The sequence below is a fragment of the Streptomyces sp. NPDC002055 genome, from assembly GCF_040296705.1.
Lineage (GTDB): Bacteria > Actinomycetota > Actinomycetes > Streptomycetales > Streptomycetaceae > Streptomyces.
In genome coordinates this window covers 33,822-57,552 of sequence record NZ_JBEOXS010000024.1, presented here as the reverse complement: position 1 = coordinate 57,552, position 23,731 = coordinate 33,822, and the positions used below count along the sequence as shown (strand labels likewise).

Annotated in this window: 17 protein-coding genes and 1 pseudogene; 9 read left to right on the top strand and 9 right to left on the bottom strand. The window is 73.1% G+C overall.

From position 1 onward, the window contains the following. Positions 1–339 precede the first annotated feature (339 nt). Positions 340–1,815, bottom strand: a pseudogene (locus ABT112_RS17135) (sugar ABC transporter ATP-binding protein); the annotation flags it as partial. Positions 1,816–1,856: 41 nt separating this feature from the next. Next, positions 1,857–2,870, bottom strand: coding sequence for a LacI family DNA-binding transcriptional regulator (locus ABT112_RS17130; RefSeq protein WP_351510315.1), 1,014 nt, complete (start codon positions 2,868–2,870; stop codon positions 1,857–1,859). A 370-nt stretch (positions 2,871–3,240) separates the two neighbouring features. Between ABT112_RS17130 and recD2 the strand changes: the two genes are divergently transcribed. Beyond that, complete coding sequence (gene recD2 / locus ABT112_RS17125) at positions 3,241–5,481, top strand: SF1B family DNA helicase RecD2 (RefSeq protein WP_351510313.1); 2,241 nt, start codon at positions 3,241–3,243, stop codon at positions 5,479–5,481. A gap of 159 nt (positions 5,482–5,640) precedes the next feature. Continuing rightward, positions 5,641–6,930: a citrate synthase gene (locus ABT112_RS17120; RefSeq protein ID WP_351510311.1), complete on the top strand. Its 1,290-nt coding sequence runs from the start codon at positions 5,641–5,643 to the stop codon at positions 6,928–6,930. Between the two features lie 718 nt (positions 6,931–7,648). Here the strand turns inward: ABT112_RS17120 and ABT112_RS17115 are convergent. From ABT112_RS17115 to ABT112_RS17105, 3 genes are all read right to left on the bottom strand, one after another. Then, a complete protein-coding gene (locus ABT112_RS17115) occupies positions 7,649–9,988 on the bottom strand; it encodes a heavy metal translocating P-type ATPase (RefSeq protein WP_351510309.1) in 2,340 nt (779 codons plus the stop codon). A gap of 302 nt (positions 9,989–10,290) precedes the next feature. After that, a complete protein-coding gene (locus ABT112_RS17110) occupies positions 10,291–10,527 on the bottom strand; it encodes a heavy-metal-associated domain-containing protein (RefSeq protein WP_351510308.1) in 237 nt (78 codons plus the stop codon). A gap of 468 nt (positions 10,528–10,995) precedes the next feature. After that, positions 10,996–11,163: a hypothetical protein gene (locus tag ABT112_RS17105; RefSeq protein ID WP_351510306.1), complete on the bottom strand. Its 168-nt coding sequence runs from the start codon at positions 11,161–11,163 to the stop codon at positions 10,996–10,998. 53 nt (positions 11,164–11,216) lie between these two features. Between ABT112_RS17105 and ABT112_RS17100 the strand changes: the two genes are divergently transcribed. Continuing rightward, positions 11,217–12,233: a DedA family protein gene (locus ABT112_RS17100; RefSeq protein ID WP_351510303.1), complete on the top strand. Its 1,017-nt coding sequence runs from the start codon at positions 11,217–11,219 to the stop codon at positions 12,231–12,233. 43 nt (positions 12,234–12,276) lie between these two features. Here ABT112_RS17100 and ABT112_RS17095 read toward each other — a convergent pair whose 3' ends face one another. The 4 genes from ABT112_RS17095 to ABT112_RS17080 all read right to left on the bottom strand — a co-directional run bounded on the left by ABT112_RS17095 (position 12,277) and on the right by ABT112_RS17080 (position 16,121). Beyond that, positions 12,277–12,474 (bottom strand): helix-turn-helix transcriptional regulator, encoded by a 198-nt coding sequence (locus ABT112_RS17095; RefSeq protein ID WP_351510301.1) that lies wholly within the window; start codon positions 12,472–12,474, stop codon positions 12,277–12,279. A 314-nt stretch (positions 12,475–12,788) separates the two neighbouring features. Beyond that, positions 12,789–13,808: a Gfo/Idh/MocA family protein gene (locus ABT112_RS17090; protein ID WP_351510298.1), complete on the bottom strand. Its 1,020-nt coding sequence runs from the start codon at positions 13,806–13,808 to the stop codon at positions 12,789–12,791. Positions 13,809–13,923: 115 nt separating this feature from the next. After that, positions 13,924–14,943 carry a Gfo/Idh/MocA family protein gene (locus tag ABT112_RS17085; RefSeq protein WP_351510296.1) on the bottom strand — a complete coding sequence of 340 codons (1,020 nt, stop codon included), beginning with the start codon at positions 14,941–14,943 and terminating at the stop codon, positions 13,924–13,926. Positions 14,944–15,194: 251 nt separating this feature from the next. Next, the gene (locus ABT112_RS17080; protein ID WP_351510295.1) at positions 15,195–16,121 is read right to left on the bottom strand and encodes a sugar phosphate isomerase/epimerase family protein; all 927 of its coding nucleotides are present in this window, start codon (positions 16,119–16,121) and stop codon (positions 15,195–15,197) included. Positions 16,122–16,421: 300 nt separating this feature from the next. Here ABT112_RS17080 and iolC point away from each other — a divergent pair, with 300 nt between their 5' ends. From iolC to ABT112_RS17050, 6 genes are all read left to right on the top strand, one after another. Beyond that, the gene (gene iolC, locus ABT112_RS17075; RefSeq protein ID WP_502975377.1) at positions 16,422–17,351 is read left to right on the top strand and encodes a 5-dehydro-2-deoxygluconokinase; all 930 of its coding nucleotides are present in this window, start codon (positions 16,422–16,424) and stop codon (positions 17,349–17,351) included. 37 nt (positions 17,352–17,388) lie between these two features. Further along, positions 17,389–18,276 (top strand): Cgl0159 family (beta/alpha)8-fold protein, encoded by an 888-nt coding sequence (locus ABT112_RS17070; RefSeq protein WP_351510291.1) that lies wholly within the window; start codon positions 17,389–17,391, stop codon positions 18,274–18,276. Between the two features lie 28 nt (positions 18,277–18,304). Then, a complete protein-coding gene (gene iolB, locus ABT112_RS17065; RefSeq protein ID WP_351510289.1) occupies positions 18,305–19,213 on the top strand; it encodes a 5-deoxy-glucuronate isomerase in 909 nt (302 codons plus the stop codon). 79 nt (positions 19,214–19,292) lie between these two features. Further along, positions 19,293–21,179 carry a 3D-(3,5/4)-trihydroxycyclohexane-1,2-dione acylhydrolase (decyclizing) gene (gene iolD / locus ABT112_RS17060; protein ID WP_351510287.1) on the top strand — a complete coding sequence of 629 codons (1,887 nt, stop codon included), beginning with the start codon at positions 19,293–19,295 and terminating at the stop codon, positions 21,177–21,179. Positions 21,180–21,204: 25 nt separating this feature from the next. Then, a complete protein-coding gene (mmsA, locus tag ABT112_RS17055; RefSeq protein WP_351510284.1) occupies positions 21,205–22,698 on the top strand; it encodes a CoA-acylating methylmalonate-semialdehyde dehydrogenase in 1,494 nt (497 codons plus the stop codon). 194 nt (positions 22,699–22,892) lie between these two features. Further along, positions 22,893–23,633, top strand: coding sequence for a flavodoxin family protein (locus ABT112_RS17050; RefSeq protein WP_502975376.1), 741 nt, complete (start codon positions 22,893–22,895; stop codon positions 23,631–23,633). The last annotated feature ends 98 nt before the right edge of the window (positions 23,634–23,731 follow it).

Here is a 23,731-nt window from a genome sequence, read left to right as displayed (position 1 = left end):
GTCTTCCGGATCGGGTGAGCCCGGGGCGTGGGCGTCCGGGTCGGGAGCGTCGGAACCGGGGGCGTCCGGACCGGGAGCGTCCGAACCGGGGGCGTCCGGACTGGACGCGGGCGGCTCGTCGTCCCGGGCGGACGGCGTGGCGTCGGGCGTGGGGGTGTCGGACGAGGACGCCTCGGTCGAGGACGCCCCGGATGCGGTAGCCCCAGCCGAGGAAGCCCCGGCCGAGGAGGCAGCGGCCGAGGAAGCGCCGGGCGACGGGGCACCGGCCGACGACGCACCGGCCGACGAGGCCGCGGCCGACGCCGTCACCCCCGGCTCCGCCGCCTCGTCACCCGACTGCAGCGCCAGCGCCATCACGGCGTCCTGGGTCGCCTCCCGGTGGCTCAGTTCGCCCGCGAGCCGGCCCTGGGACATGACCAGGACCCGGTCGCTCATGCCCAGCACCTCGGGGAGGTCGCTGGAGATCATCAGCACCGCGTGGCCGGACGCCGTCAGCTCGTTGACGAGCTGGTAGATCTCGACCTTGGCGCCCACGTCGATCCCGCGGGTCGGCTCGTCGAGGATCAGCACCCGGCTCTCGGCCAGCAGCCACTTGCCGATGACGACCTTCTGCTGGTTGCCGCCGGAGAGAGTGCGCACCCGCTGGTCGAGCCCGGCCATCCGGACGGCCAGCTGCTCGGCGATCCGGGCCGCGGCGGCGCGCTGCCCGGACCGGTCCACCAGGCCCGCCCGGCTGGCGCGGCGCAGCGTGACCAGACCCAGGTTCTCCTGCACGGAGGCGTCCAGCACCAGGCCCTGGCCCTTGCGGTCCTCCGGCACCAGACCGATGCCGGCGGCCAGCGCGGCGTTCACATCGTGCCGCGGCAGGCGTTCGCCCAGCACCTCGACGCTGCCGGAGTCGTACGGGTCGGCGCCGAACACCGCCCGCGCCACCTCGGTGCGGCCCGCGCCGACCAGTCCGGCCAGCCCGACCACCTCACCGGCCCGCACCTCGAAGCCGACGTCCTGGAAGTGGCCGCGCCGGGTCAGCCCGGAGACCCGCAGCAGCGGGGCCGCCTCCGGAGCTTCGGACTGCTGAGCGGCATCCGCCCGCTCCCGCGGGTACTGCTGCTCGATGCTGCGGCCCACCATCAGCCGCACCAGCTCGTCCTCCGCCGTGTCCGCCGGGACCTGGGAGACGCTGCGGCCGTCCCGGAGCACGGTGACCCGGTCGCCGAGCGCGGCGATCTCCTCCAGATGGTGCGTGATGAAGACGATCCCCACGCCGTCCGCCCGCAGCGCGCGGACGATCCGGAAGAGCTTGTCGACCTCCTCGCTGGTGAGCACGGCGGTCGGCTCGTCCATGATCAGGACGCGGGCGTTCAGGCTGAGCGCCTTGGCGATCTCGACCATCTGGAGCCGGGCGATGCCCAGGTCCCGGACCCGGGCCTGCGGGGAGACGTCCACCCCCACCCGGGCCAGCAGCTCGGCGGCGTCCGCGTGCATCCGCCGGCGGTCGACGAACCCGAAGCGGCGCGGCTGCCGGCCCAGGAAGATGTTCTCGGCGACGCTCAGATCCGGGACGAGGTTGAACTCCTGGTGGATCGTGGCGATCCCGAACCGCTCGGCGTCCTGGGCGCCCTGGATCCGGACCGGGCGCCCGTCGACCAGAATGCGCCCGTCGTCCGGCCGGTGCGCCCCCGAGAGGGCCTTGATCAGGGTGCTCTTGCCCGCGCCGTTCTCCCCGAGGAGGACGTGCACCTCGCCGGCGCGCAGGTCGAAGTCGACGCCGTCCAGCGCCACCACCCCGGGGAACGTCTTGCGCACCCCCTCCATGCGCAGCAGTTCGGCCTGCGCCGCGGTCTTCTCGACGTCTGTCAACGGGTGCTCCCTTCGGGGGCGGACGCGCCGCAGGAGCGGCGGACCATGAGACGGGCGGACAGGGTGACGGACGGCGGGGTGCGTCCCTCGAGCCGTTCGACCAGGGCGCGGACGGCCCGGGTGCCGAGCTCTCCGGTGGGCTGGGCGATGGCGGTGATCGGCGGGTCGGTGTGTACGAACCACGCGATGTCGTCGAAGGCGGCCAGCGCCACGTCGTCCGGAACCCGCAGGCCACGGGCCCGGATCTCGTCCATCGCGCCCAGTGCCATCAGGTTGTCCGCGGCGAAGATCACCTCGGGCGGACGGGGCAGGGCGAGGAACCGGGCGGTGGCGCGGCGCCCGCTGTCCGCCTGGAAGTCGCCCTGCCCCACGTACTCCTCGGGCAGCTCCAGGCCGTGCTCGCTCAGCGCCTCGCGGAAGGCGTCGACCCGCTCGCTGCCCGTGGTGGTCGCGGCGGGCCCGGCGATGATGGCGAGCCGCCGGCGGCCGAGGGCGTACAGATGGGCGACCAGGTCCCGGACGGCGGTCCGGCCGTCGGTGCGGACGACGGGGACGTCCACACCGGGGATCCAGCGGTCCACGAAGACCATCGGGGTGCCGGAGCGGGCCGCGTCCAGCATCAGCGGGGAGCCGCCGTCGGTGGGGCTGACCAGCAGGCCGTCGATGCGGCGGTCCAGCAGGGTGCGCACATGGTGGTCCTGGAGGTCCGGCTGCTCGTCGGCGTTGCCGATGATGACGCTGTAGCCGAGGGCCCGTGCCTCGTCCTCCACGGAGCGCGCCAGCAGGGTGAAGAACGGGTTCAGCACATCGCTGATCACCAGCCCGAGGGTGCGGGTCTGGTCGGTGCGCAGGGAGCGGGCCAGGGTGTTGGGGCGGTAGCCCAGCTCGGCGACGGCGGCCAGCACCCGGGCGCGGGTGTCGGCCCGGACGGCCGGATGGTCGTTGAGGACCCGCGACACCGTCGCGACGGAGACCCCCGCACGGGAGGCCACATCCTTGATGCCCGCCATCGACGCACTCCTTCGTGGAATCGATTACAGCGCCCGATTGGAATCGATTACACGGAGCGCCCGCAAGACCCCGACACCGGATCGTGACCTCTCCCCACAGGTCGTCCACACCCGCGCCGCCCCGCCCGTCCGGCGCCGGGCGGCGGGTCTGGGCCCTGTCGTCAAACTCCCGCCTGCTCCGCGACGTCATGCACGCACTCTCGCCGCACCGGGCCCTGACCCGAGTACGTCCAGTACGAGGGCCAGGGCCCGGCACGCCGAGAGCACGCACCTGACGCCGCGGAGCCCGCCCTCCGGGCGGACGACGGGAGTTTGACGACAGGACCCAGGGGGCCTCCCCGGTGTCGGTGCCGGGCGGTACCGTCGCCGCATGGTGCAACTGGCGGTGCTCGACGGGGTCCTGGAGCGGATCACCTACGCCAACGAGGACAACGGCTACACGGTCGCCCGGGTCGACACCGGCCGCGGCGGCGGGGACCTGCTCACCGTCGTCGGCTCCCTGCTCGGCGCGCAGCCGGGGGAGTCGCTGCGCATGGAGGGCCGCTGGGGCTCCCACCCGCAGTACGGCAAGCAGTTCACCGTCGAGAACTACACGACCGTCCTGCCCGCCACGGTCCAGGGCATCCGCCGCTATCTCGGCTCCGGCCTGATCAAGGGCATCGGACCGCGCATCGCCGAGCGGATCGTGGACCACTTCGGCATCGACACCCTGGACGTCATCGAACAGGACACCGAGCGGCTCATCGAGGTCCCGGGCCTCGGCCCCAAGCGCACGCAGCTGATCGGCGCGGCGTGGGAGGAGCAGAAGGCCATCAAGGAGGTCATGGTCTTCCTCCAGGGGGTCGGGGTCTCCACCTCCATCGCCGTCCGCATCTACAAGAAGTACGGCGACGCCTCCATCGGGGTGGTGAAGAACGAGCCGTACCGGCTGGCCGCCGACGTCTGGGGCATCGGCTTCCTCACCGCCGACCGGATCGCCCAGGCCGTCGGCATCCCGCACGACAGCCCCGAGCGGGTCAAGGCGGGCCTGCAGTACGCCCTGTCGCAGTCCGCCGACAACGGCCACTGCTACCTCCCCGAGGAGCAGCTGATCGCCGACGCCGTGAAGCTCCTCCAGGTGGACACCGGGCTGGTCATCGACTGTCTGGGTGAACTGGCCGCCGAGGAGGAGGGCGTCGTCCGCGAGCCGGTGCCCGGCCCCGACGGCGGGGAGTCGGTCTCCGCGGTCTATCTGGTGCCGTTCCACCGCGCCGAGCTCTCGCTGACCGGCCGGCTGCAGCGGCTGCTGCGCACCGAGGAGGACCGGCTGCCCGCCTTCCGCGCCGTGGACTGGGACGCCGCGCTCGGCTGGCTCGCCGGCCGGACCGGCGCGGACCTGGCGCCCGAGCAGCAGCAGGCGGTGCGGCTGGCGCTGACCGAGAAGGTCGCGGTGCTGACCGGCGGCCCGGGCTGCGGCAAGTCCTTCACGGTGCGCTCCGTGGTGGAGCTGGCCCGCGCCAAGAAGGCGAAGGTGATCCTGGCGGCCCCGACCGGCCGGGCGGCGAAGCGGCTGTCCGAGCTGACCGGCGCGGAGGCCTCCACCGTCCACCGGCTGCTGGAGCTGAAGCCCGGCGGGGACGCGGCGTACGACGCGGACCGGCCGCTCGACGCCGATCTGGTCGTGGTCGACGAGGCCTCGATGCTCGATCTGCTGCTCGCCAACAAGCTGGTGAAGGCGGTACCGCCGGGCGCCCATCTGCTGCTGGTCGGCGATGTGGACCAACTCCCGTCCGTCGGCGCGGGGGAGGTGCTGCGGGATCTGCTGGCGCCCGACAGCCCGGTGCCGGCCGTGCGCCTCACCCGCATCTTCCGGCAGGCGCAGCAGTCCGGCGTGGTGACCAACGCCCACCGCATCAACTCCGGGGTACCGCCCATCACTCAGGGGCTGCCGGACTTCTTCCTCTTCGCCGAGGAGGACACCGAGGAGGCCGGGCGGCTGACGGTCGACGTCGTGGCCCGCCGCATCCCCGCGAAGTTCGGGCTCGACCCGCGCCGGGACGTCCAGGTGCTGACGCCGATGCACCGCGGTCCGGCCGGCGCGGGGACGCTCAACGGGCTGCTCCAGCAGGCCGTCACCCCGGCGCGCCCGGACCTTCCGGAGCGGCGCTTCGGCGGCCGGATCTTCCGGGTCGGCGATAAGGTCACACAGATCCGGAACAACTATGACAAAGGCGCCAACGGGGTCTTCAATGGCACCGTGGGCGTGGTGACCTCCCTGAACACCGTGGACCAGCGGCTCACCGTGCTCACGGACGAGGACGAGGAGGTGCCCTACGACTTCGACGAGCTGGACGAGCTCGCCCACGCCTACGCGGTGACGATCCACCGCTCGCAGGGCAGCGAGTATCCGGCCGTGGTGATACCCGTCACCACCGGAGCCTGGATGATGCTCCAGCGGAATCTGCTCTACACGGCCGTCACCCGAGCAAAACGGCTGGTCGTGCTGGTGGGCTCGCGCCGGGCGCTCGGCCAGGCGGTGCGGACGGTCTCCGCGGGGCGGCGTTTCACGGCGCTGGACCACCGGCTCGGCGGGGCCGTCGGGGCAGGTTCTCGTGTCGCCCGCGTTTCCTAATCGGGGCGAAGGGGAGCAGGATGTCACCGCACGCGCGGCACTGCGTGCCATCAACAGGCTTCGTGGCCGACCCCGAGTGCACGCTCTCGCACCAAATGGGGGAAGCTGGAGACAGTCAGGGCACCTCGTAGAAGAGGCACAACGTCGGTGAGGGATGACGTGAGCGACAACTCTGTAGTACTGCGGTACGGGGACGGCGAATACAGCTACCCGGTCGTCGACAGCACGGTCGGCGACAAGGGCTTCGACATCGGGAAGCTCCGAGCCCAGACCGGTCTGGTGACCCTGGACAGCGGCTACGGCAACACCGCCGCGTACAAATCGGGGATCACCTACCTCGACGGCGAGAAGGGCATCCTCCGGTACCGCGGTTACCCGATCGAGCAGCTCGCCGAGCGGAGCACCTTCCTCGAGACCGCGTTCCTGCTGATCAACGGTGAGCTGCCGACCGTCGACGAGCTGGCGGCGTTCCGCACCGAGATCACCCAGCACACGCTGCTGCACGAGGACGTCAAGCGCTTCTACGACGGCTTCCCGCGGGACGCGCACCCGATGGCGATGCTGTCCTCCGTGGTCAGCGCGCTGTCCACGTTCTACCAGGACAGCCACAACCCGTTCGACGAGCAGCAGCGCCACCTGTCGACCGTCCGGCTGCTGGCCAAGCTCCCGACGATCGCGGCGTACGCGTTCAAGAAGTCGGTCGGCCACCCGATCGTCTACCCGCGCAACGACCTGGGCTACGTCGAGAACTTCCTGCGCATGACGTTCTCCGTGCCCGCGGCCGAGTACGACCTGGACCCGGTCGTGGTCAGCGCCCTGGACAAGCTCCTCATCCTGCACGCCGACCACGAGCAGAACTGCTCCACCTCGACCGTGCGGCTCGTCGGCTCCTCGCAGGCGAACATGTTCGCCTCGATCTCCGCGGGCATCAGCGCGCTGTGGGGCCCCCTGCACGGCGGCGCCAACCAGTCGGTGCTGGAGATGCTCGAGGGCATCAAGAACGCCGGCGGCGACGTCGACACCTTCATCCGCAAGGTGAAGAACAAGGAAGACGGCGTGAAGCTCATGGGCTTCGGGCACCGCGTCTACAAGAACTTCGACCCCCGGGCGAAGATCATCAAGGCGGCGGCGCACGACGTCCTCTCGGCCCTCGGCAAGTCCGACGAGCTGCTCGACATCGCGCTGAAGCTCGAGGAGCACGCCCTCGCCGACGACTACTTCGTGGAGCGCAAGCTCTACCCGAACGTCGACTTCTACACCGGCCTGATCTACCGGGCCATGGGCTTCCCGACCGAGATGTTCACCGTGCTGTTCGCGCTCGGCCGGCTCCCCGGCTGGATCGCCCAGTGGCACGAGATGATCAAGGAGCCGGGCTCCCGCATCGGCCGCCCGCGCCAGATCTACACCGGCGTCGTCGAACGGGACTTCGTCCCCGTCGAGGAGCGCTGAGCCGCCTCCGGCGCGTCACTTATCCGCGCTCCGGCCTCGTAAGGGGCCGGGGCGCGGACGTTTGTGCGGGGGCGGGTGGAAGCGCAAAGGCGGAAGTGAGAACGCGGCGCGGAGAACGAAGAGGCGGCGCGGGGAGCGAAGAGGCGGCGCGGGGAACGGAAGCGCGCCGCAGGAACGAAGAAGTGCCGCAGGAACGAAGAAGCGGCGCGGAAACGAAGAAGCGCCCCGCGATCGATCCCCCCACGGGTCGATCGGCGGAGCGCTTCCCCTTCCCCGGATCGGATTCCCCCCACGGGATCCGGCCGGGCGTCTGCTGGCCGCAGTGGTGCTCTCTGCGGGCCCGTGCGATCTGCCGGGACGCGTACGTTCGGGAGGGCCGCTCAAAGCTCCCCGGGCACGGGTCCCGGCCACGCACAACCCGGTCCGTCCCCCAAGACGCACCCGGTCTGGCCGATGCCGTCACTCCGCCGGGAGTACTGGCATCGCACGGTTAGACTCACGACCCCCTGGAATGGTTACGTTCCAACCCCTGTGATCTAGGTCTCTTGCCATATGCGCACCAACACGGGCAAGAGCCTCGATTGGGAGATCGAGACCCTCGCGTAGACGTGTTGTGGGCCATGTGGGGATTATGTAAAAGTCCTGGCCTGATGGGAAGGGCTTCGGTCGTTGTGATCGTGTCCAGATCGGTTGGGCGGCGGGTGCGGTCCTGTCGGGATCAGTTGAAACGCCTCAGGCGGAGGCTGTTGGTCACCACGAAGACCGAGGAGAACGCCATCGCCGCCCCCGCGATCATCGGGTTGAGCAGCCCGGCCGCGGCCAGCGGCAGGGCCGCCAGGTTGTAGCCGAAGGCCCAGCCCAGATTGCCCTTGATGGTGGCCAGCGTCCGGCGGGCGAGCCGGATGGCGTCCGCCGCCACCCGGAGGTCCCCCCGGACCAGCGTCAGGTCGCCCGCCTCGATCGCGGCGTCCGTGCCCGTGCCCATGGCCAGGCCCAGATCGGCGGTGGCCAGCGCGGCGGCGTCATTGACGCCGTCGCCCACCATCGCGACCGTCCGGCCCTCGCCCTGGAGCCGGCGCACCGCGTCCACCTTGTCCTCCGGCAGCACCTCGGCCACCACCTCGTCGATGCCGACGGCGCGGGCCACCGCATCGGCCACGGCCCGGTTGTCGCCGGTGAGCAGCACCGGCGTCAGCCCCAGCCGGCGCAGCTCCGCCACGGCCGCGGCACTCGACTCCTTGACGGTGTCCGCGACGGTCAGCACCCCGCGCGCCGCGCCGTCCCAGGCGACCAGGACCGTGGTCCGGCCCTCGGCCTCCGCCGCGGCCTTCGCCTCGGCCAGCCGCTCCGGCACGGTCACGGAGTGCTCCGCCAGCAGCTTCGCGCGGCCGACGACGACCTCATGGCCGTCCACGACGCCCCGCACGCCCAGGCCGGGGACGTTCTCGAAGCTCTCCGGCACGAGCAGCGGACCGGTGCGCTCGACCGCTCCGGCGGCGATCGCGCGGGCCACCGGATGCTCGGAGGCGTGCTCCAGCGGGCCGGCGAGCCGCAGCAGCTCCGCCTCCGTCGTCCCCTCGGCGGTGATCACGCCCTGGAAGGTCATCCGCCCGGTGGTCACCGTGCCCGTCTTGTCCAGGAGGACGGTGTCCACCCGCCGGGTCGACTCCAGCACCTCGGGGCCCTTGATGAGGATGCCGAGCTGCGCGCCGCGTCCGGTGCCGACCATGAGCGCGGTCGGGGTGGCCAGCCCCAGGGCGCAGGGGCAGGCGATGATCAGCACGGCCACCGCGGCGGTGAAGGCCGCGGTGATGTCGTCGGTCACCAGCAGCCAGGTCACGAGGGTGTCGACGGCGATCACCAGTACCACGGGCACGAAGATGCCGGAGATCCGGTCGGCGAGCCGCTGCACCTCGGCCTTGCCGTTCTGCGCGTCCTCGACGAGCTTCGCCATCCGGGCCAGCTGGGTGTCCGTGCCGACCCGGGTGGCCTCCACGACCAGCCGCCCGCCGGCGTTCACCGTCGCGCCGGTCACCGCGTCGCCCACGGTCACGTCCGCCGGTACGGACTCCCCGGTCAGCAGGGCGGCGTCCACGGCGGAGCTGCCCTCCACCACCGTGCCGTCCGTGGCGATCTTCTCGCCGGGACGGACCACGAACCGGTCGCCGACGGCGAGCCGGGCGGCGGGGATGCGCTCCTCCCGGCCGTCGGGGCGCAGCACGGCCACGTCCTTGGCGCCCAGCTCCAGCAGGGCCCGCAGCGCGGCGCCCGCCCGGCGCTTGGCCTTCGCCTCCAGATAGCGGCCGAGCAGGATGAACGTCGTCACCCCGGCGGCGACCTCCAGATAGATCGTCGACGCGGCGTCCGCGCGGGAGCCGGTCACCTCGAAGCCGTGCCGCATGCCCGGCATCCCCGCGTCGCCGAGGAACAGCGCCCACAGGGACCAGCCGAAGGCGGCCAGCGTGCCCACCGAGACCAGGGTGTCCATGGTGGCCGCGCCGTGCCGGGCGTTGGTCCAGGCGGCCCGGTGGAACGGCAGCGCGCCCCACACCACGACGGGGGCGGCCAGCGTCAGCGAGAGCCACTGCCAGTTGTCGAACTGCAGCGTCGGCACCATCGCCAGGAGCACCACCGGCACGGACAGGACGAGCGAGACCAGCAGCCGCTGCCGGAGCGCGGCGAGCTCGGCGTCCTGCGGGGGGCCCCCGCCGCTCGCGCCGCTGTCCTCGGCCGTGGCGGCGTCCGCCGCAGCCTGCTGCGGCTCCTCGGGCTCCGGGGGCGGGGGCTGCTCGGCCGTGTATCCGGTGCGCTCCACCGTGGCGACGAGGTCGGCGATCGTGACCCCGGGCCCGTACGCGACCTTGGCCTTCTCGGTGGCGAAGTTGACGGTGGCGGTGACGCCCTCCATCCGGTTGAGCTTCTTCTCGACGCGCGCGGCGCAGGACGCGCACGTCATGCCGCCGATGGTCAGGTCGACGTGCGAGACGTCCGAGGCGTCCGAGGCGTCCGGGGCTGCCGAGCCGTCCGTGACGGGGGTCTCCGGTGCCGTGCTGGTCATGCGGGTCTCCTCAGGAGGAGGGCCGGACCCTGCGGCCGGTGGGCGCGGGCCGGGCCGTGCAGTCGCTGGATGGTGCGGAGCGGGGTGCGGCCGAGCGCTGCCGGGCGGGGCTCCGCCGGGCGGGTGCTCTGCGGCCGAGCGAGGTGCGGCCGAGCGAGGTGCGGCCGAGTGGGGCGCGGCCGCGCGGCGCGGGCCGTGAGGCGGGGCGGCGAGGCGGGGGCGGCCGGTGCGGGGCGGGCCGGAGCCGGTGCTTCCGGAAGGCCCGTCCCCGCAGGGCCCGTTCCGGGCGGGCCGCCCCCGGGTCAGGCCTGCCCGGCGAGCTCGAAGCCGGCCTCGTCCACCGCGGCCCGTACGGCCGCCTCGTCCAGCGCGGCCGCGGAGGTGACCGTGACGAGCCCGGTGGCGGCCACGGCCTCGACGGAGTGGACCCCGTCGAGCGCGGAGACCTCCTCGGTCACCGCGCCCTCGCAGTGGCCGCAGGTCATTCCGGTGACCCGGTAGGTGGTGGTGACGGTGCCGGTCGCGGTCTCGGCGGTCATGGTGCTTCTCCTGTCCGGTACTACGAGGTCGTTGTCCACCAGGGTGCCTCGGGATGCCCCCGGTGCGCTCTGGACGCTGTCCACTATACCCCCAGGGGGTATTTCTCCTCCGGGGTCGCGGTCCGGGGTCGACGGTGGTCGATCAGCGGCGGATCGGTGGCGGATCGGCGGCCGCTCGGGAAGCTGCGGGTCTGCTGGGCTCGGGGTCTGCTGGGCTGTGGAGTCTGCGGGGCCGCGGGGCCGCAGGGGGCGGCTGCGGGGCTGCTCGGGGTCTCTCGGGGGCGGTCGGGGCGGTCGGGTGGTGGTGCGTGGGGCTCTCCGTGCGGGGTGCGGCATTCCGGCCCCCGGTGGTTCGTCGGTCCGTCGGTGGGGTCCGGTCGGCCGCCCCCACCGTGGCGGCTGCCTGTCTCAGGGGTCGCCCGCAGGTCCCGCCGGGTTCCCGCGGGTACGCTGGTGTCTCAATAGCCGCTATTCGTGCGCTTTGCCCGAGATGCGCGTTTCGAGGGTGCCGGGGCCGGCTTCCGTTCGGCTCCGAGGCAGGCCCGAAGCAGGCCGGGAGCCGGCATCGTCATCGGCGTCGACGTCGATGACGATGACGATGACGAGGCCGGTGACGGCCGTCGGTACGCGATCCACGCGCCGGTGCGAGGCGGGGCGGACGGCGGCGGTCCGGGCGAGGGGCGGTCGGCATGGACGTGCTGTGGGCGTACGCGCTGCTGGCGCTGACGACGCTCCCGCCCCTGGTGCCGAACTCCGGGCTGCTGGTGGCCGCGGGCGTGCTGGCGTCGCAGGGCAGCCTGAACCTCGCACTGGTCCTGCTGGTCGTCGCCGGCAGCGCACTCCTCGGGGATCTGCTGATGAATCTGGCGGGCCGCCGCTTCAGCGGTCCGGTGCAGCGCTGGGCGGGGCGCAGCCGCCGGCGCCAGGCGCTCCTGGACTGGACCACGCTGCAGATTCAGCGGCACGGTGTGCCGTTCGTCATCGGCGCCCGCTTCCTGCCGAGCGGGCGGCTGATCGGCGCGCTGGCCGCCGGCGTCGTCCGGTACCCCGTCCGCCGCTATCTCCTCGGGGCGGGGATCGCCGAGGTGGTCTGGGCGACGTATTCCGTGGGCCTGGGCTACGTGGGCAGCGCGGCGGCGGGGGACCCGCTCTACGCCGCCCTCCTCGGGATCGGGCTGTCCGCGCTGGTGGCCGGGGTGGGCGCGCTGGTGCAGTCGGCCGGCAGCCGGGGGTACCTCCGGCGGGGCGGGTCCCGCCGCGGTGAGGGGCCGGTCGCGGAGGCGGCCGATGGGCCGATCGCCGGTCCCCGAGCCGGGTCGGCTGACGGCCCGGCTGACGGCCCGTCCGGTGGGGCGGCCGGTGGGGCGGCCGCGGACGAGCCGGTCGCGGGTGGCGCGGCCGCCGACGGTCCGGTTCCGGGATCCGAGGCGGTCTCGGGCGGTCCGGTGGCGGGTGCCGCTGGGTACGGGGGATTGCGCGGCGCGGCGGGGCGCTCCCCGGGGAGCGGTGGGAAGGATCGTTCGGCCGACGGCCCGGATCCCGGCCCCGGGGCGATGTGCGGTGGCGGCGTGGTGGCGGCCGGGGCGTGCGTCTGCGCCTCGCTCACCGCTCCTCGGGGGCGGGAACAGCCGGCCGGGGGCCGCCGGGACCGGCACCGTCGTCAACCGGACGGTACGGGCTCCCGCCGGGGCGTCCGCCGGAGGTGAGGTGCCGGGCGTCGCAGGCCCGGCCCGATCCGCACGGCAGGCCCTAATCCCGTGAGCGCCGGTTGCTCGGCCGTCTGCTGACCCAGCCGCGGATCGTGTCCGCGTACCAGTAGGGCTTGCCGCCCTCCACATGGTCCGGTGGCGGCAGCAGTCCGTGCTTCCGGTACGAGCGGACGGTGTCGGTCTGCACGCTGATGTGTGCGGCGATCTCCTTGTAGGACCACAGCCTGCGGTCGGTCATGCAACGCACCTTCCTCGCGGGGCCGCAGCACGGGCCCGGGGGAGAGCCGTCGGGGGACTGCGGCGCACCGCTGATGATCAGTTCGCCTGTGTCCGGTCAACGACACCCCGTGACCGGGGTGGAGCTCTGTCGACCGGCTGTGACACGACATCAGCGAACCGGTGACAACTGTCGCGAGAGCCGGACAGCCCGGACGGAACCATGTCCGGCGGTGTGGTTTCACCGTCCCCGGAGCCCGGAGCCCGGAGCCCGGAGCCCGGAGCCCGCAGCCCGTGGTCCGCGGCTCTCAGCCCTCAGCCTGCGGCTCTCCGCCCTCAGGCCGGACCGGCGATCCGTTCCGCCAGCTCCGCGGGCCGTACCGGCCGGTGCTCGGTGCGGGAGAGTTCGCACGCCTCGGCGACCAGCAGCGCGTGCAGCGCCTCCTCGCCGGAGCAGGGGTTCGGGGCCTCCCCGCGCGCCGCGCGGACGAAGGCCGCCAGCTCGGCGCGGTAGGCGGGGGCGAAGCGCTCCAGGAAGCCCGTCCAGGGGCGCTCGGGGGCGGGCGGTCCGCCCGGCTCGGCGGAGGTGAACGGTGTCCGGTCGTCCAGGCCGACCACGAACTGGTCCCGCTCGCCGGAGAGTTCCATCCGCACGTCGTAACCGGCGCCGTTGTAGCGGGTGGCGGTCGCGGTGACCAGCGTGCCGTCGTCCAGGGTGAGCAGCGCGGCGGCCGTGTCGACGTCGCCGGCCTCGCGGAAGAAGGCGGCCCCGCCGTTCGCCCCGGTCGCGAACGCCTCGACCACCTCACGGCCCGTCAGCCACCGCACGGCGTCGAAGTCGTGCACCAGACAGTCCCGGATCAGCCCGCCGGAGAGCGGGAGGAAGGCGCGGGGAGGCGGTGCGGGGTCGGAGGTGACGGCCCGTACGGTGTGCAGCCGTCCGAGTCGGCCGGTGCGCAGCGCCTCGCGGGCCGCCAGGTAGCCGGCGTCGAACCGCCGCTGGAACCCCATCTGGAGCAGGGTGCCGGCGCGTTCGACCTCCCGCAGGGCGGTCACGGTGCCGGCCAGGTCCGTGGCGACGGGCTTCTCGCAGTACGCGGGCAGTCCGGCCCGGGCGGCGCGGGTGATCAGCGCGGCGTGCGAGGCGGTCGCGGTGGCGATCACGACCGCGTCGACGCCGGCGGCGAAGACGGCGTCCACCGACTCGGCCACCCTCGCCCCGATCCGCCCGGCCAGCGCGGCGGCCCGGCCGCGGTCCACGTCACCGATGACGAGTTCGTCGACACCGGGTGTGGCGAGCAGGGCCTCCGCGTGGAAGGCGCCGATCCGGCCGGCGCCGAGAAAGCCGATGCGCATGGGTTCCCCTTCTTCTGTCGGTTCCCCGTCCGGCTCGTGTCGTTCCCCGTCCGGTTCCGGTTCCGGTTCCGCGGCGCGGTCCGTCGCGGGCCCGGGGTACCCGGCCGCCGACCCGTCAGCGGTAGAACGCCGGCCGTTCCACCAGGCCGGTCGGCGTCCGTTCGCCGGTGGCCTGCGCCCGTACGCCCGCCTCACAGACCGCGGCCGCCGCGTAGCCGTCCCAGGCGCTCGGGCCCTCGGTCTCGCCGCGGCGGGTCGCGTCCACCCAGCGCTGCACCTCGCGGTCGTACGCCTCCTCGAAGCGGGTGACGAAGTCCTGGTCGATCTCGCCGCCCCAGCGCCCGCCGGAGTGGGTGACCATGGCGTGGCCGTCGCCGATCCGCGCACTGCCGGACTCGCCCACCGCCTCGCACTGCACCTGGTAGCCGAAGCCGCAGTTGACGAAGATCTCCACATCCACGACCGAGCCGCCGGAGGTCTCGAAGAGGACCAGCTGCGGGTCGCTGAGCGCGTCCGGGGCGGCGGCGGACGGGGTGGGCCGGAGCACCGTCACGGCCGTGATCTCCTGGTCCAGCAGCCAGCGGGTGGTGTCGATCTCGTGCACCACCGAGTCGTTGATCATCATCTGGTTGGTGAAACCGGGCGGGGTGGCGACGTTCCGGTGCTTGCAGTGCAGCATCAGCGTCCGGCCGAACCGCCCGCTGTCCAGCAGCTCCTTGAGCTTCAGATACTCCGCGTCGTAGCGGCGCATGAAGCCGACCGAGACCCGCCGGTGGCCCAGCCGCTGTTCGGCCTCCAGCACCCGCAGCGCCGAGGCGGCGTCCGGGGTGAGCGGCTTCTCGCAGAGCACCGGCAGATCGTGGGCGAACGCCTGGAGCAGCGCCGCCTCGTGGGCCGGGCCGGGCGAGGCGATCAGCACCGCGTCGACATCGGGGTCGGCCATCGCGGCGGCGGTGTCGCTGTAGGCGGTGCAGCCGTCGATCCGGCCGGCGAGCTGCTTGGCCCGCTCGGCGTCGATGTCGACGACGGCCGCGACCCGGGCGCCGCTGGTCACCTCGGTGATCCGGCGGACGTGGTCCGCGCCCATCCGGCCGGTGCCGATGACCGCTACGCCGAGTGTTCCGTGCTTCGTCATGGTGTCCCTCGTGAGTCGTGTCTGCATGATCGGCCGGGCCGGCGTCCGGCTGAAGCGGACGGGCCCCGGGACGGCCGGTTCACCCGGACGTCCCCCGGGCCTCGGGACGGCCGGTGCACCCGGTCGCGGGCGCGCCGCACCGAGGGCGCATCCGGTACCGGCGCGAGGCGCCCGCACCTCCCATGCCTACCCGGTGCGCGCCGCGGTGTCCGGTCCGGCCGGGGGCGCGCACCGCCCGGGAATGTGCTGGCCTAGGCGCCGCAGCCGCGGAGGAAGCGGCGGGTCCGTTCGGCGATGGGAAAGGGCCGGTCCGGCGGGCACGGGTACATGTCCTGCTCGACGATGGCGAAGAGGCCGATGCCCAGGCCCTGCGCGGCCGTCAGCACCGGCTCCAGCTCGGGCACTCCGCCCGGCGGTTCGCACATCACGCCCCGCTGGACGGCCGGCCCGAACGGCACCCCGTCCCGGACCACGTCGGCGAGGATCTCCGGGTCCACCTGCTTGAGGTGGAGGTAGCCGATCCGCTCGCCGTAGGTCTCGATGAGCTTGACGCTGTCGCCGCCGCAGTAGGCGTAGTGCCCGGTGTCCAGGCAGAGCCCGACCGCGTCGGGGTCGGTCGCGTCGAGGAAGCGGGCGACGTTCTCCTCGCCGTCGATATGGGTGTCGGCGTGCGGGTGGACCACGATCTCCAGCCCGAACTCCTCCCGCACCCGCCGCCCCAGCCGCTCCATGCCACCGGCCAGATCGCGCCACTGTTCCGGCGTCAGGACCGGGCTCTCCAGCACTTCGGCGGTCTTGTCGTCGCGCCAGAAGGCCGGGATGACGACGAGATGACGGGCGCCCATCGCCTGCGTCAGCCGGGCGACCTGCGCGACGTGGTCCCAGGTGGCGTCCCAGACGGCGGGGCCGCGGTGCAGGGCGGTGAAGACGGTGCCCGCCGACACCTTCAGCGCGCGCCGGGTGATCTCCTCGGTGAGGCGTGCGGGGTCGGTGGGGAGGTAGCCGTACGGTCCCAGCTCGATCCAGGAGTAGCCCGCCTGCGCGACCTCGTCGAGGAAGCGCTGCCAGGGCACCTGCTGAGGGTCGTCCGGGAACCACACCCCCCACGAGTCGGGGGCGGAGCCGACCCGGATCCGGTCGAGGACAGGGGTGCCGGCCAAGGGCTGGGTGGCTGTCATGCCGCGTAGCCTCCACCTCGCTCCGGCGAGTGTCAAGACTTCGTCCTGACATAAGGACTTAACGTCAATGCAGGGCAACGCCCCTGTTCCGCGGGGGTGTCACCCGGCCTGCACTCCACCACGTCCGAATGTCAGGACAAACTATTGACAGCGTGCGAGGGGCACGGTTACACCTGTGACCGGGAACCGGCCCGGCCGAGCGACAACGAAGGGGCGCACATGCCGCACTCTCCCGGGAGGGAGCCCTCCGCACCACCCCCCTCCTCCACCCATGCCGACCACCCCCATGACCTGATCACCATGGGCAGGATCGGGGTGGACATCTATCCGCTGCAGACCGGGATGTCGCTCGCGGAGGTCGAGACGTTCGGCAAGTTCCTCGGCGGCTCGCCCACCAATGTCGCCGTCGCCGCCGCCCGGCTGGGCCGGCGCGCCGCCGTCGTCAGCCGCACCGGCGCGGACCCCTTCGGCGAGTACATCCACCGGGCGCTGCGGGAGTTCGGGGTGGACGACCGCTGGGTGACGCCGGTGGACGCCTACCCCACCCCGGTCACCTTCTGCGAGATCTTCCCGCCCGACGACTTCCCCCTCTACTTCTACCGACGGCCCAAGGCCCCCGATCTGGAGATCGACGCCGGGGAGCTGGACCTGACCGCGATCCGGGACGCCCGGATCTTCTGGATGACCGGCACCGGGCTCTGCGAGGAGCCCAGCCGCGGGGCGACCCTCGCCGCGCTCGCCACCCGCGCGAAATCCGGTACCACCGTCTTCGACCTCGACTGGCGGCCCATGTTCTGGCCGGACGAGGACCCCATGACCGCCGCCCGTCCCGTCTACGCCGAGGCCCTCACCCACGCCACCGTCGCCGTCGGCAATCTCGACGAGTGCCAGGTCGCCACCGGCGTCCGGGAGCCCGAGGCGTGCGCCCTGGCCCTGCTCGACGCGGGCGTGGAGCTCGCCGTCGTCAAACAGGGCCCCAAGGGCGTCCTCGCCCTGCACCGCGACGGCAGCCGCGCCGAGGTGCCGCCCGTCCCCGTCGAGGTGGTCAACGGGCTCGGCGCGGGCGACGCGTTCGGCGGGGCGCTGTGCCACGGGCTGCTGGCCGGCTGGGACCTGGAGCGGACCATGCGGCACGCCAACGCCGCCGGCGCCATCGTCGCCTCCCGCCTCGCCTGCTCCTCCGCCATGCCCACCGAGGCCGAGGTCGTGGAACTCCTCGGCCGCGGCTGACCGCCGCGGCCCATCCCATCCGAGAGAGAGCGCTCCTGTGACCCTCCGTATCTCCGACATCGTCAAGGTGCGGACCCGCCACCCCGAGGCCATCGCGGAGGCCGCCGCCCGCCGGCCCCGCCGGCCCCTGATCGGCGACAGCGGCCGACTGATGATCATCGCGGCCGACCACCCGGCGCGGGGCGCCCTCGCCGTGGGCGACCGCGAACTGGCCATGGCCAACCGCGCCGACCTCCTCGAACGGCTCTGCCTGGCGCTGTCCCGGCCCGGCGTCGACGGCGTCCTGGCCACCGCCGACATCCTCGACGACCTGCTGCTGCTCGGCGCCCTGGACCACAAGGTCGTCATCGGCTCGATGAACCGCGGCGGACTCGCCGGCGCCGCCTTCGAGATGGACGACCGCTTCACCGGCCACCGCGCCGAGGACCTGGCCCGCTCCGGCTTCGACGCGGGCAAGCTGCTGCTGCGCATCGACTACGACGACCCCGGCTCGCTCACCACCCTGCTCTCCACCGCCCGCGCCATCGACGCCATGGCCGCGCACCGGCTGCCCGTCTTCGTCGAACCCTTCCTCTCCCGCCGGGTCGCGGGCCGCGTGCGGAACGACCTGAGCGCCGCGGCGGTGACCAAGTCCATCGCCATAGCCTCCGGACTCGCCGGCACCTCCGCGTACACCTGGCTGAAGGTGCCGGTCACCGAGAATCCCGACGACATGGCCGCCGCGCTGGAGGCCTCCACCCTCCCGGTGGTACTGCTCGGCGGCGAGGCGGGCGGCACCGAGGAGGAACAGGCCGGGAGGTACGAGACGTGGCGCAAGGCGCTGCGGCTGCCGACCGTGCAGGGCCTGGTCGTCGGCCGCTCGCTGCTCTACCCGGCCGACGGCGACGTCACCGCCGCCGTCGACACCGCCGTCGGACTGCTCTGAACCGGCCCCTCCCGCAGGAGACCCCCTCATGACCTTCCCCGATTCCCGCACCGGCGACCGCCACCACCTCCGGGCCGGCAGCACGGCCGACGGGCCGTACACCCTGCACATCGACCCGGAGCGGGCCGGCTGGGACCACTCCGCCCTGCGGATCCTCGAACTGCCGCCCGGCGGCGGCCACTCCTTCGCCACCGGCAACAGCGAGTGGATCGTGCTGCCGCTCGGCGGCGGCTGCACGGTCCGCGCCGACGGCGAGACCTTCGAACTCCACGGCCGGGCCGACGTCTTCAGCGGCGTCACCGACTTCGCCTACCTGCCGCGCGACGCCGAGGCGGAGATCGTCTCCGCCGCGGGCGGCCGCTTCGCCCTCACCGGCGCCCGCTGCGACCGCCGGCTGCCCGCCCGCTATGGCCCCGCCTCCGGCGTCCCCGTCGAACTGCGCGGCGCCGGAACCTGCTCCCGCCAGGTCAACAACTTCGCCGCGGCCGGGGTCTTCGAGGCCGACCGGCTCATCGCGGTCGAGGTGCTCACCCCCGGCGGCAACTGGTCCTCCTACCCGCCGCACAAGCACGACGAGTGCCGCCCCGGCGTGGAGTCCGAACTCGAGGAGATCTACTACTTCGAGATCGCCCCCGCCCACGGCACCGAAGGGCTCGGCTACCAGCGCGTGACGCCCTCGGGGCCGGGGAAGGACACCGACGTCCTCGCCGAGGTGCGCACCGGTGACGCGGTCGTCATCCCGGACGGCTGGCACGGCCCGTCCATGGCCGCGCCCGGCCACGACATGTACTACCTGAACGTGATGGCGGGCCCCGGTGCCGAGCGGGCGTGGCTCATCTGCGACCACCCCGACCACACCTGGATCCGCGGAACCTGGCCCGAACAGCCCATCGACCCGCGGCTGCCGCTCTACGAAGCACCGGAGGAGAACCGATGAGCCGGCCGACCGCCCGCGCGGTGCCGGAGGAGACCCGCGCAGTGCCCCAGGGAAGCCCGTCAGCGCCGGAGGAGAACCGATGACCCCCTCGCCCACCCGCCGACTCACCGTCGCCCAGGCCCTGGTGGAGTTCCTCGGCCGCCAGTACACCGAGCGGGACGGGCGGCGGCAGCGGCTGATCGGCGCCTGCTGGGGCATCTTCGGCCACGGCAACGTCGCGGGACTCGGCCAGGCGCTGCTGGAGTCCGGACCGGACCGGATGCCGTACCTCCAGGGCCGCAACGAACAGGCCATGGTCCACGCCGCCGTCGGCTACGCCCGGCAGTCCGGCCGGCTGTCCGCCCAGGCCGTCACCACCTCGATCGGCCCCGGCGCCACCAACCTCGTCACCGGCGCCGCCCTGGCCACCGTCAACCGGCTCCCGGTGCTGCTGCTCCCCGGCGACACCTTCGCCACCCGCCCCGCCGACCCCGTCCTCCAGCAGCTCGAAGTCCCCTCCGCGGGCGATGTGTCGGTCAACGACTGCCTGCGGCCGGTCTCGAAGTACTTCGACCGGGTCACCCGGCCCGAGGCGCTGATCCCGGCCGCCCTCCAGGCCGTGCGGGTGCTGGCCGACCCGGTCGACACCGGGGCCGTCACCCTCGCCCTGCCGCAGGACGTACAGGCCGAGGCGCAGGACTGGCCCGAGGAGTTCTTCGCCGAGCGGGTCTGGCACATCCGCCGCCCCGCGCCCGACGCCGACGCCGTCGCCGAGGCCGCCCGCGCCGTCCGGAATGCCGCCCGCCCCCTGATCGTCGCGGGCGGCGGCATCCACCACAGCGAGGCCGAGGACGCCCTGCGGGCCCTGGCCGACGCCACCGGCATCCCCGTCGCCTCCACCCAGGCGGGCAAGGGCTCGCTGCGCCACGACCACCCCGCCGACCTCGGCGGCATCGGCCACACCGGCACGGCAGTCGCCGACGACCTGGCCCGCACCGCCGATCTGGTCATCGGGGTCGGCACCCGCTACAGCGACTTCACCACCGCCTCCAACACCCTCTTCGCCGCGCCCGGCGTCCGCTTCGTCAACCTCAACATCGCGCCCTTCGACGCCCACAAGATGGCCGCAGCCACCCTGGTCGGCGACGCCCGGGCCGGCCTGGAGGCGCTCACCGGGGCCCTCGCCGGCCACCGGGTCGACGCGGCGTACGAGGCGGAGTACCGCACCGGACGGGACCGCTGGGAGCGGTGTGTCGAGCGGGCCTTCGCCGCGGAGGACGACGGGGCCCGCCCCACCCAGCCCCAGGTCCTGGGCGCCCTGGACGGCGTCGTCGGCGACGAGGACGTGATCGTCAACGCGGCCGGCTCGCTCCCCGGCGACCTCCACAAGCTCTGGCGGGCCCGCTCCCCGCGCCAGTACCACCTGGAGTACGGCTACTCCTGCATGGGCTACGAGATCCCCGGCGCCATCGGCGTCCGGCTGGCCGCCCCCGACCGCCCGGTGTGGGCCCTGGTCGGCGACGGTACATACCTGATGATGCCCACCGAAATCGTCACCGCCGTGCAGGAGGGGATCAACATCAACGTGGTGCTGATCCAGAACCACGGCTATGCGTCCATCGGCGGACTCTCCGAGCAGACCGGCGGCGAGCGCTTCGGCACCGCCTACCGCTTCCGGGCCGCGGACGGCAGCTACACCGGCGACCCGCTGCCGGTCGATCTGGCCGCCAACGCCGCCAGCCTCGGCATGGCCGTGATCCGGGCCCGCACCGTCCGTGAGCTGCGTGAAGCCCTGGCCAAGGCCCGTGCGTCGGACCTCCCCACATGTGTCTATGTGGAGACCGAAACAGCCGACACAGTGTCCGGCGCGCCGGGCGCACAGGCGTGGTGGGATGTGCCGGTAGCCCAGACCGCCACCCGCCCGGCAGCCGTCAGAGCCCGGGAGGAGTACGAGCGCCACACGGCCGACCGGCGCCGTCATCTGTGAACCCCGAGGGAAAGGTCCCGATCTCATGAAGACCATCGACCACTGGATCGGCGGTAAGAGCGTCGAGGGTGCGTCCGGGAACTACGGTCCGGTCACCGACCCCGCGACGGGCGTACAGACCACCCGGGTCGCCCTCGCCTCCGTCGACGAGGTCGACGCCGCCGTCGCCGCTGCCTCCGCCGCGTACGGGACCTGGGGCACCTCCTCGCTCGCCGCGCGCACCGCCGTGCTGTTCAAGTACCGCGAGCTGCTGGACGCGCACCGCGACGAGATCGCCGAGCTGATCACCGCCGAGCACGGCAAGGTCCACTCCGACGCGCTCGGCGAGGTCGCCCGCGGCCTGGAGATCGTCGAGCTGGCCTGCGGGATCACCACCCAGCTCAAGGGCGAGCTGTCCACCCAGGTCTCCAGCCGGGTGGACGTCTCCTCGATCCGGCAGCCGCTGGGGGTCGTCGCGGGCATCACCCCGTTCAACTTCCCGGCCATGGTGCCGATGTGGATGTTCCCGCTGGCCATCGCCTGCGGCAACACCTTCGTCCTCAAGCCGAGCGAGAAGGACCCCTCGGCCGCGCTGCGGCTCGCCGAGCTGGCAGCCGAGGCCGGGCTGCCGGACGGTGTCCTCAACGTCGTCAACGGTGACAAGGTCGCCGTCGACCGGCTGCTGGAGCACCCGGACGTGGCCGCCGTCTCCTTCGTCGGCTCCACCCCCATCGCCCGCCACATCCACACCACCGCCACCGCCAACGGCAAGCGGGTGCAGGCGCTGGGCGGCGCCAAGAACCACATGCTGGTCCTCCCCGACGCCGACCTGGACGCCGCCGCCGACGCCGCCGTCTCCGCCGCGTACGGCTCGGCGGGCGAGCGCTGCATGGCGATCTCCGCGGTCGTCGCGGTCGGCGCCACCGGCGACGAGCTGGTGGCCAAGATCCGGGACCGCGCCGAGAAGATCAAGATCGGCCCCGGCAACGACCCGGCCTCCGAGATGGGCCCGCTGATCACCAAGGCCCACCGCGACAAGGTCGCCACGTACGTCACCGGGGCCGCCGCCCAGGGCGCCGAGGTGGTGCTCGACGGCACCGGCTTCACCGTCGAGGGCTTCGAGGACGGCCACTGGATCGGCCTCTCGCTCCTCGACAAGGTCTCCACCGACTCGGACGCCTACCGGGACGAGATCTTCGGCCCGGTGCTCTGCGTGCTGCGCGCCGAGACCTACGAGGAGGGCATCGCCCTCATCAACGCCTCGCCGTTCGGCAACGGCACCGCCGTCTTCACCCGCGACGGCGGCGCGGCCCGCCGCTTCCAGCTGGAGGTGCAGGCGGGCATGGTCGGCGTGAACGTGCCGATCCCGGTCCCCGTCGGCTACCACTCCTTCGGCGGCTGGAAGGACTCGATCTTCGGCGACCACCACATCTACGGCAACGACGGCGTGCACTTCTACACCCGCGGCAAGGTCGTCACCACCCGCTGGCCGGACCCCTCCGACGGCGGCGTGGACCTCGGTTTCCCGAAGAACCACTGACCCTCCCGCACCACCGACGCACACGCCGCGCGGGCCCCGGCCGCGCCGCGCCCCGGAACACCGGGCGCGGCGCGGCCACCCGAACGGCACAGCGGCACCACGGCCCGGCGCCATGCCGGGCCGTGTCGCGTTCCGGGCGCGGGCGTTCCGTGGTGGGCTTCTCGCCGGGGGCCGTCGAGAAGGAGGAGGAGACCGTGACCGGAGCCGTCGACCCCGGACCGACCAAGAGGCCGCGGATCTACGACGACCTGCACGCCCTGTTCATCAACGGCACGCTGAAGCCGTCACCGCAGGTGAGCAACACTCAGGGGCTGATCGACACCAGCCGTTCGATCATGGAGCGGGAGGGCGTCCGGGTCGACGAGATCCGGGCGGTCGACCATGACATCGCCACCGGCACCTGGCCGGACATGACCGAGCACGGGGCGGCGAGCGACGCGTGGCCCCAGCTCTTCGAGCGGGTGCTCACCGCGGACATCCTGGTCCTGGCCGGCCCCATCTGGCTCGGCGACAACAGCTCCGTCACCAAGCGGGTCGTGGAACGCCTCTACAGCTGCTCCTCACTGCTCAACGAGGCCGGTCAGTACGCCTACTACGGGCGCGTCGGCGGCTGTCTGATCACCGGCAACGAGGACGGCCTCAAGCACTGTGCGATGAATCTCCTCTACAGCCTCCAGCACATCGGCTACGCCATCCCGCCGCAGGCCGACGCGGGCTGGATCGGCGAGGCCGGGCCCGGCCCGTCCTACCTGGACACCGGGTCGGGTGGCCCGGAGAACGAGTTCACCAACCGCAACACCACCTTCATGACCTGGAACCTCCTCCACCTCGCCCGCTTCCTCAAGGACGCCGGCGGCTTCCCGGCCCACGGCAACCAGCGCTCGGAGTGGGACGCGGGCTGCCGCTTCGACTCCGAGAACCCCGAGCACCGCTGACGGGGCGGCCGGGGCGGGAGCGAGGCCGGTCCAGAAGCGGGGCCGGGGACGGACGGCGCCGAGCGGCGGACGGACAGTTACGGATGTCAGGACGGCGC

Bases quoted from the DNA above. Each gene is read 5' to 3' on its own strand.
- ABT112_RS17130 (WP_351510315.1), bottom strand. From the start codon at position 2,870: ATGGCGGGCATCAAGGATGTGGCCTCCCGTGCGGGGGTCTCCGTCGCG.
- recD2 (WP_351510313.1), top strand. From the start codon at position 3,241: ATGGTGCAACTGGCGGTGCTCGACGGGGTCCTGGAGCGGATCACCTAC.
- ABT112_RS17115 (WP_351510309.1), bottom strand. From the start codon at position 9,988: ATGACCAGCACGGCACCGGAGACCCCCGTCACGGACGGCTCGGCAGCC.
- ABT112_RS17110 (WP_351510308.1), bottom strand. From the start codon at position 10,527: ATGACCGCCGAGACCGCGACCGGCACCGTCACCACCACCTACCGGGTC.
- ABT112_RS17100 (WP_351510303.1), top strand. From the start codon at position 11,217: ATGGACGTGCTGTGGGCGTACGCGCTGCTGGCGCTGACGACGCTCCCG.
- ABT112_RS17095 (WP_351510301.1), bottom strand. From the start codon at position 12,474: ATGACCGACCGCAGGCTGTGGTCCTACAAGGAGATCGCCGCACACATC.
- ABT112_RS17090 (WP_351510298.1), bottom strand. From the start codon at position 13,808: ATGCGCATCGGCTTTCTCGGCGCCGGCCGGATCGGCGCCTTCCACGCG.
- ABT112_RS17085 (WP_351510296.1), bottom strand. From the start codon at position 14,943: ATGACGAAGCACGGAACACTCGGCGTAGCGGTCATCGGCACCGGCCGG.
- ABT112_RS17080 (WP_351510295.1), bottom strand. From the start codon at position 16,121: ATGACAGCCACCCAGCCCTTGGCCGGCACCCCTGTCCTCGACCGGATC.
- iolC (WP_502975377.1), top strand. From the start codon at position 16,422: ATGGGCAGGATCGGGGTGGACATCTATCCGCTGCAGACCGGGATGTCG.
- iolB (WP_351510289.1), top strand. From the start codon at position 18,305: ATGACCTTCCCCGATTCCCGCACCGGCGACCGCCACCACCTCCGGGCC.
- iolD (WP_351510287.1), top strand. From the start codon at position 19,293: ATGACCCCCTCGCCCACCCGCCGACTCACCGTCGCCCAGGCCCTGGTG.
- mmsA (WP_351510284.1), top strand. From the start codon at position 21,205: ATGAAGACCATCGACCACTGGATCGGCGGTAAGAGCGTCGAGGGTGCG.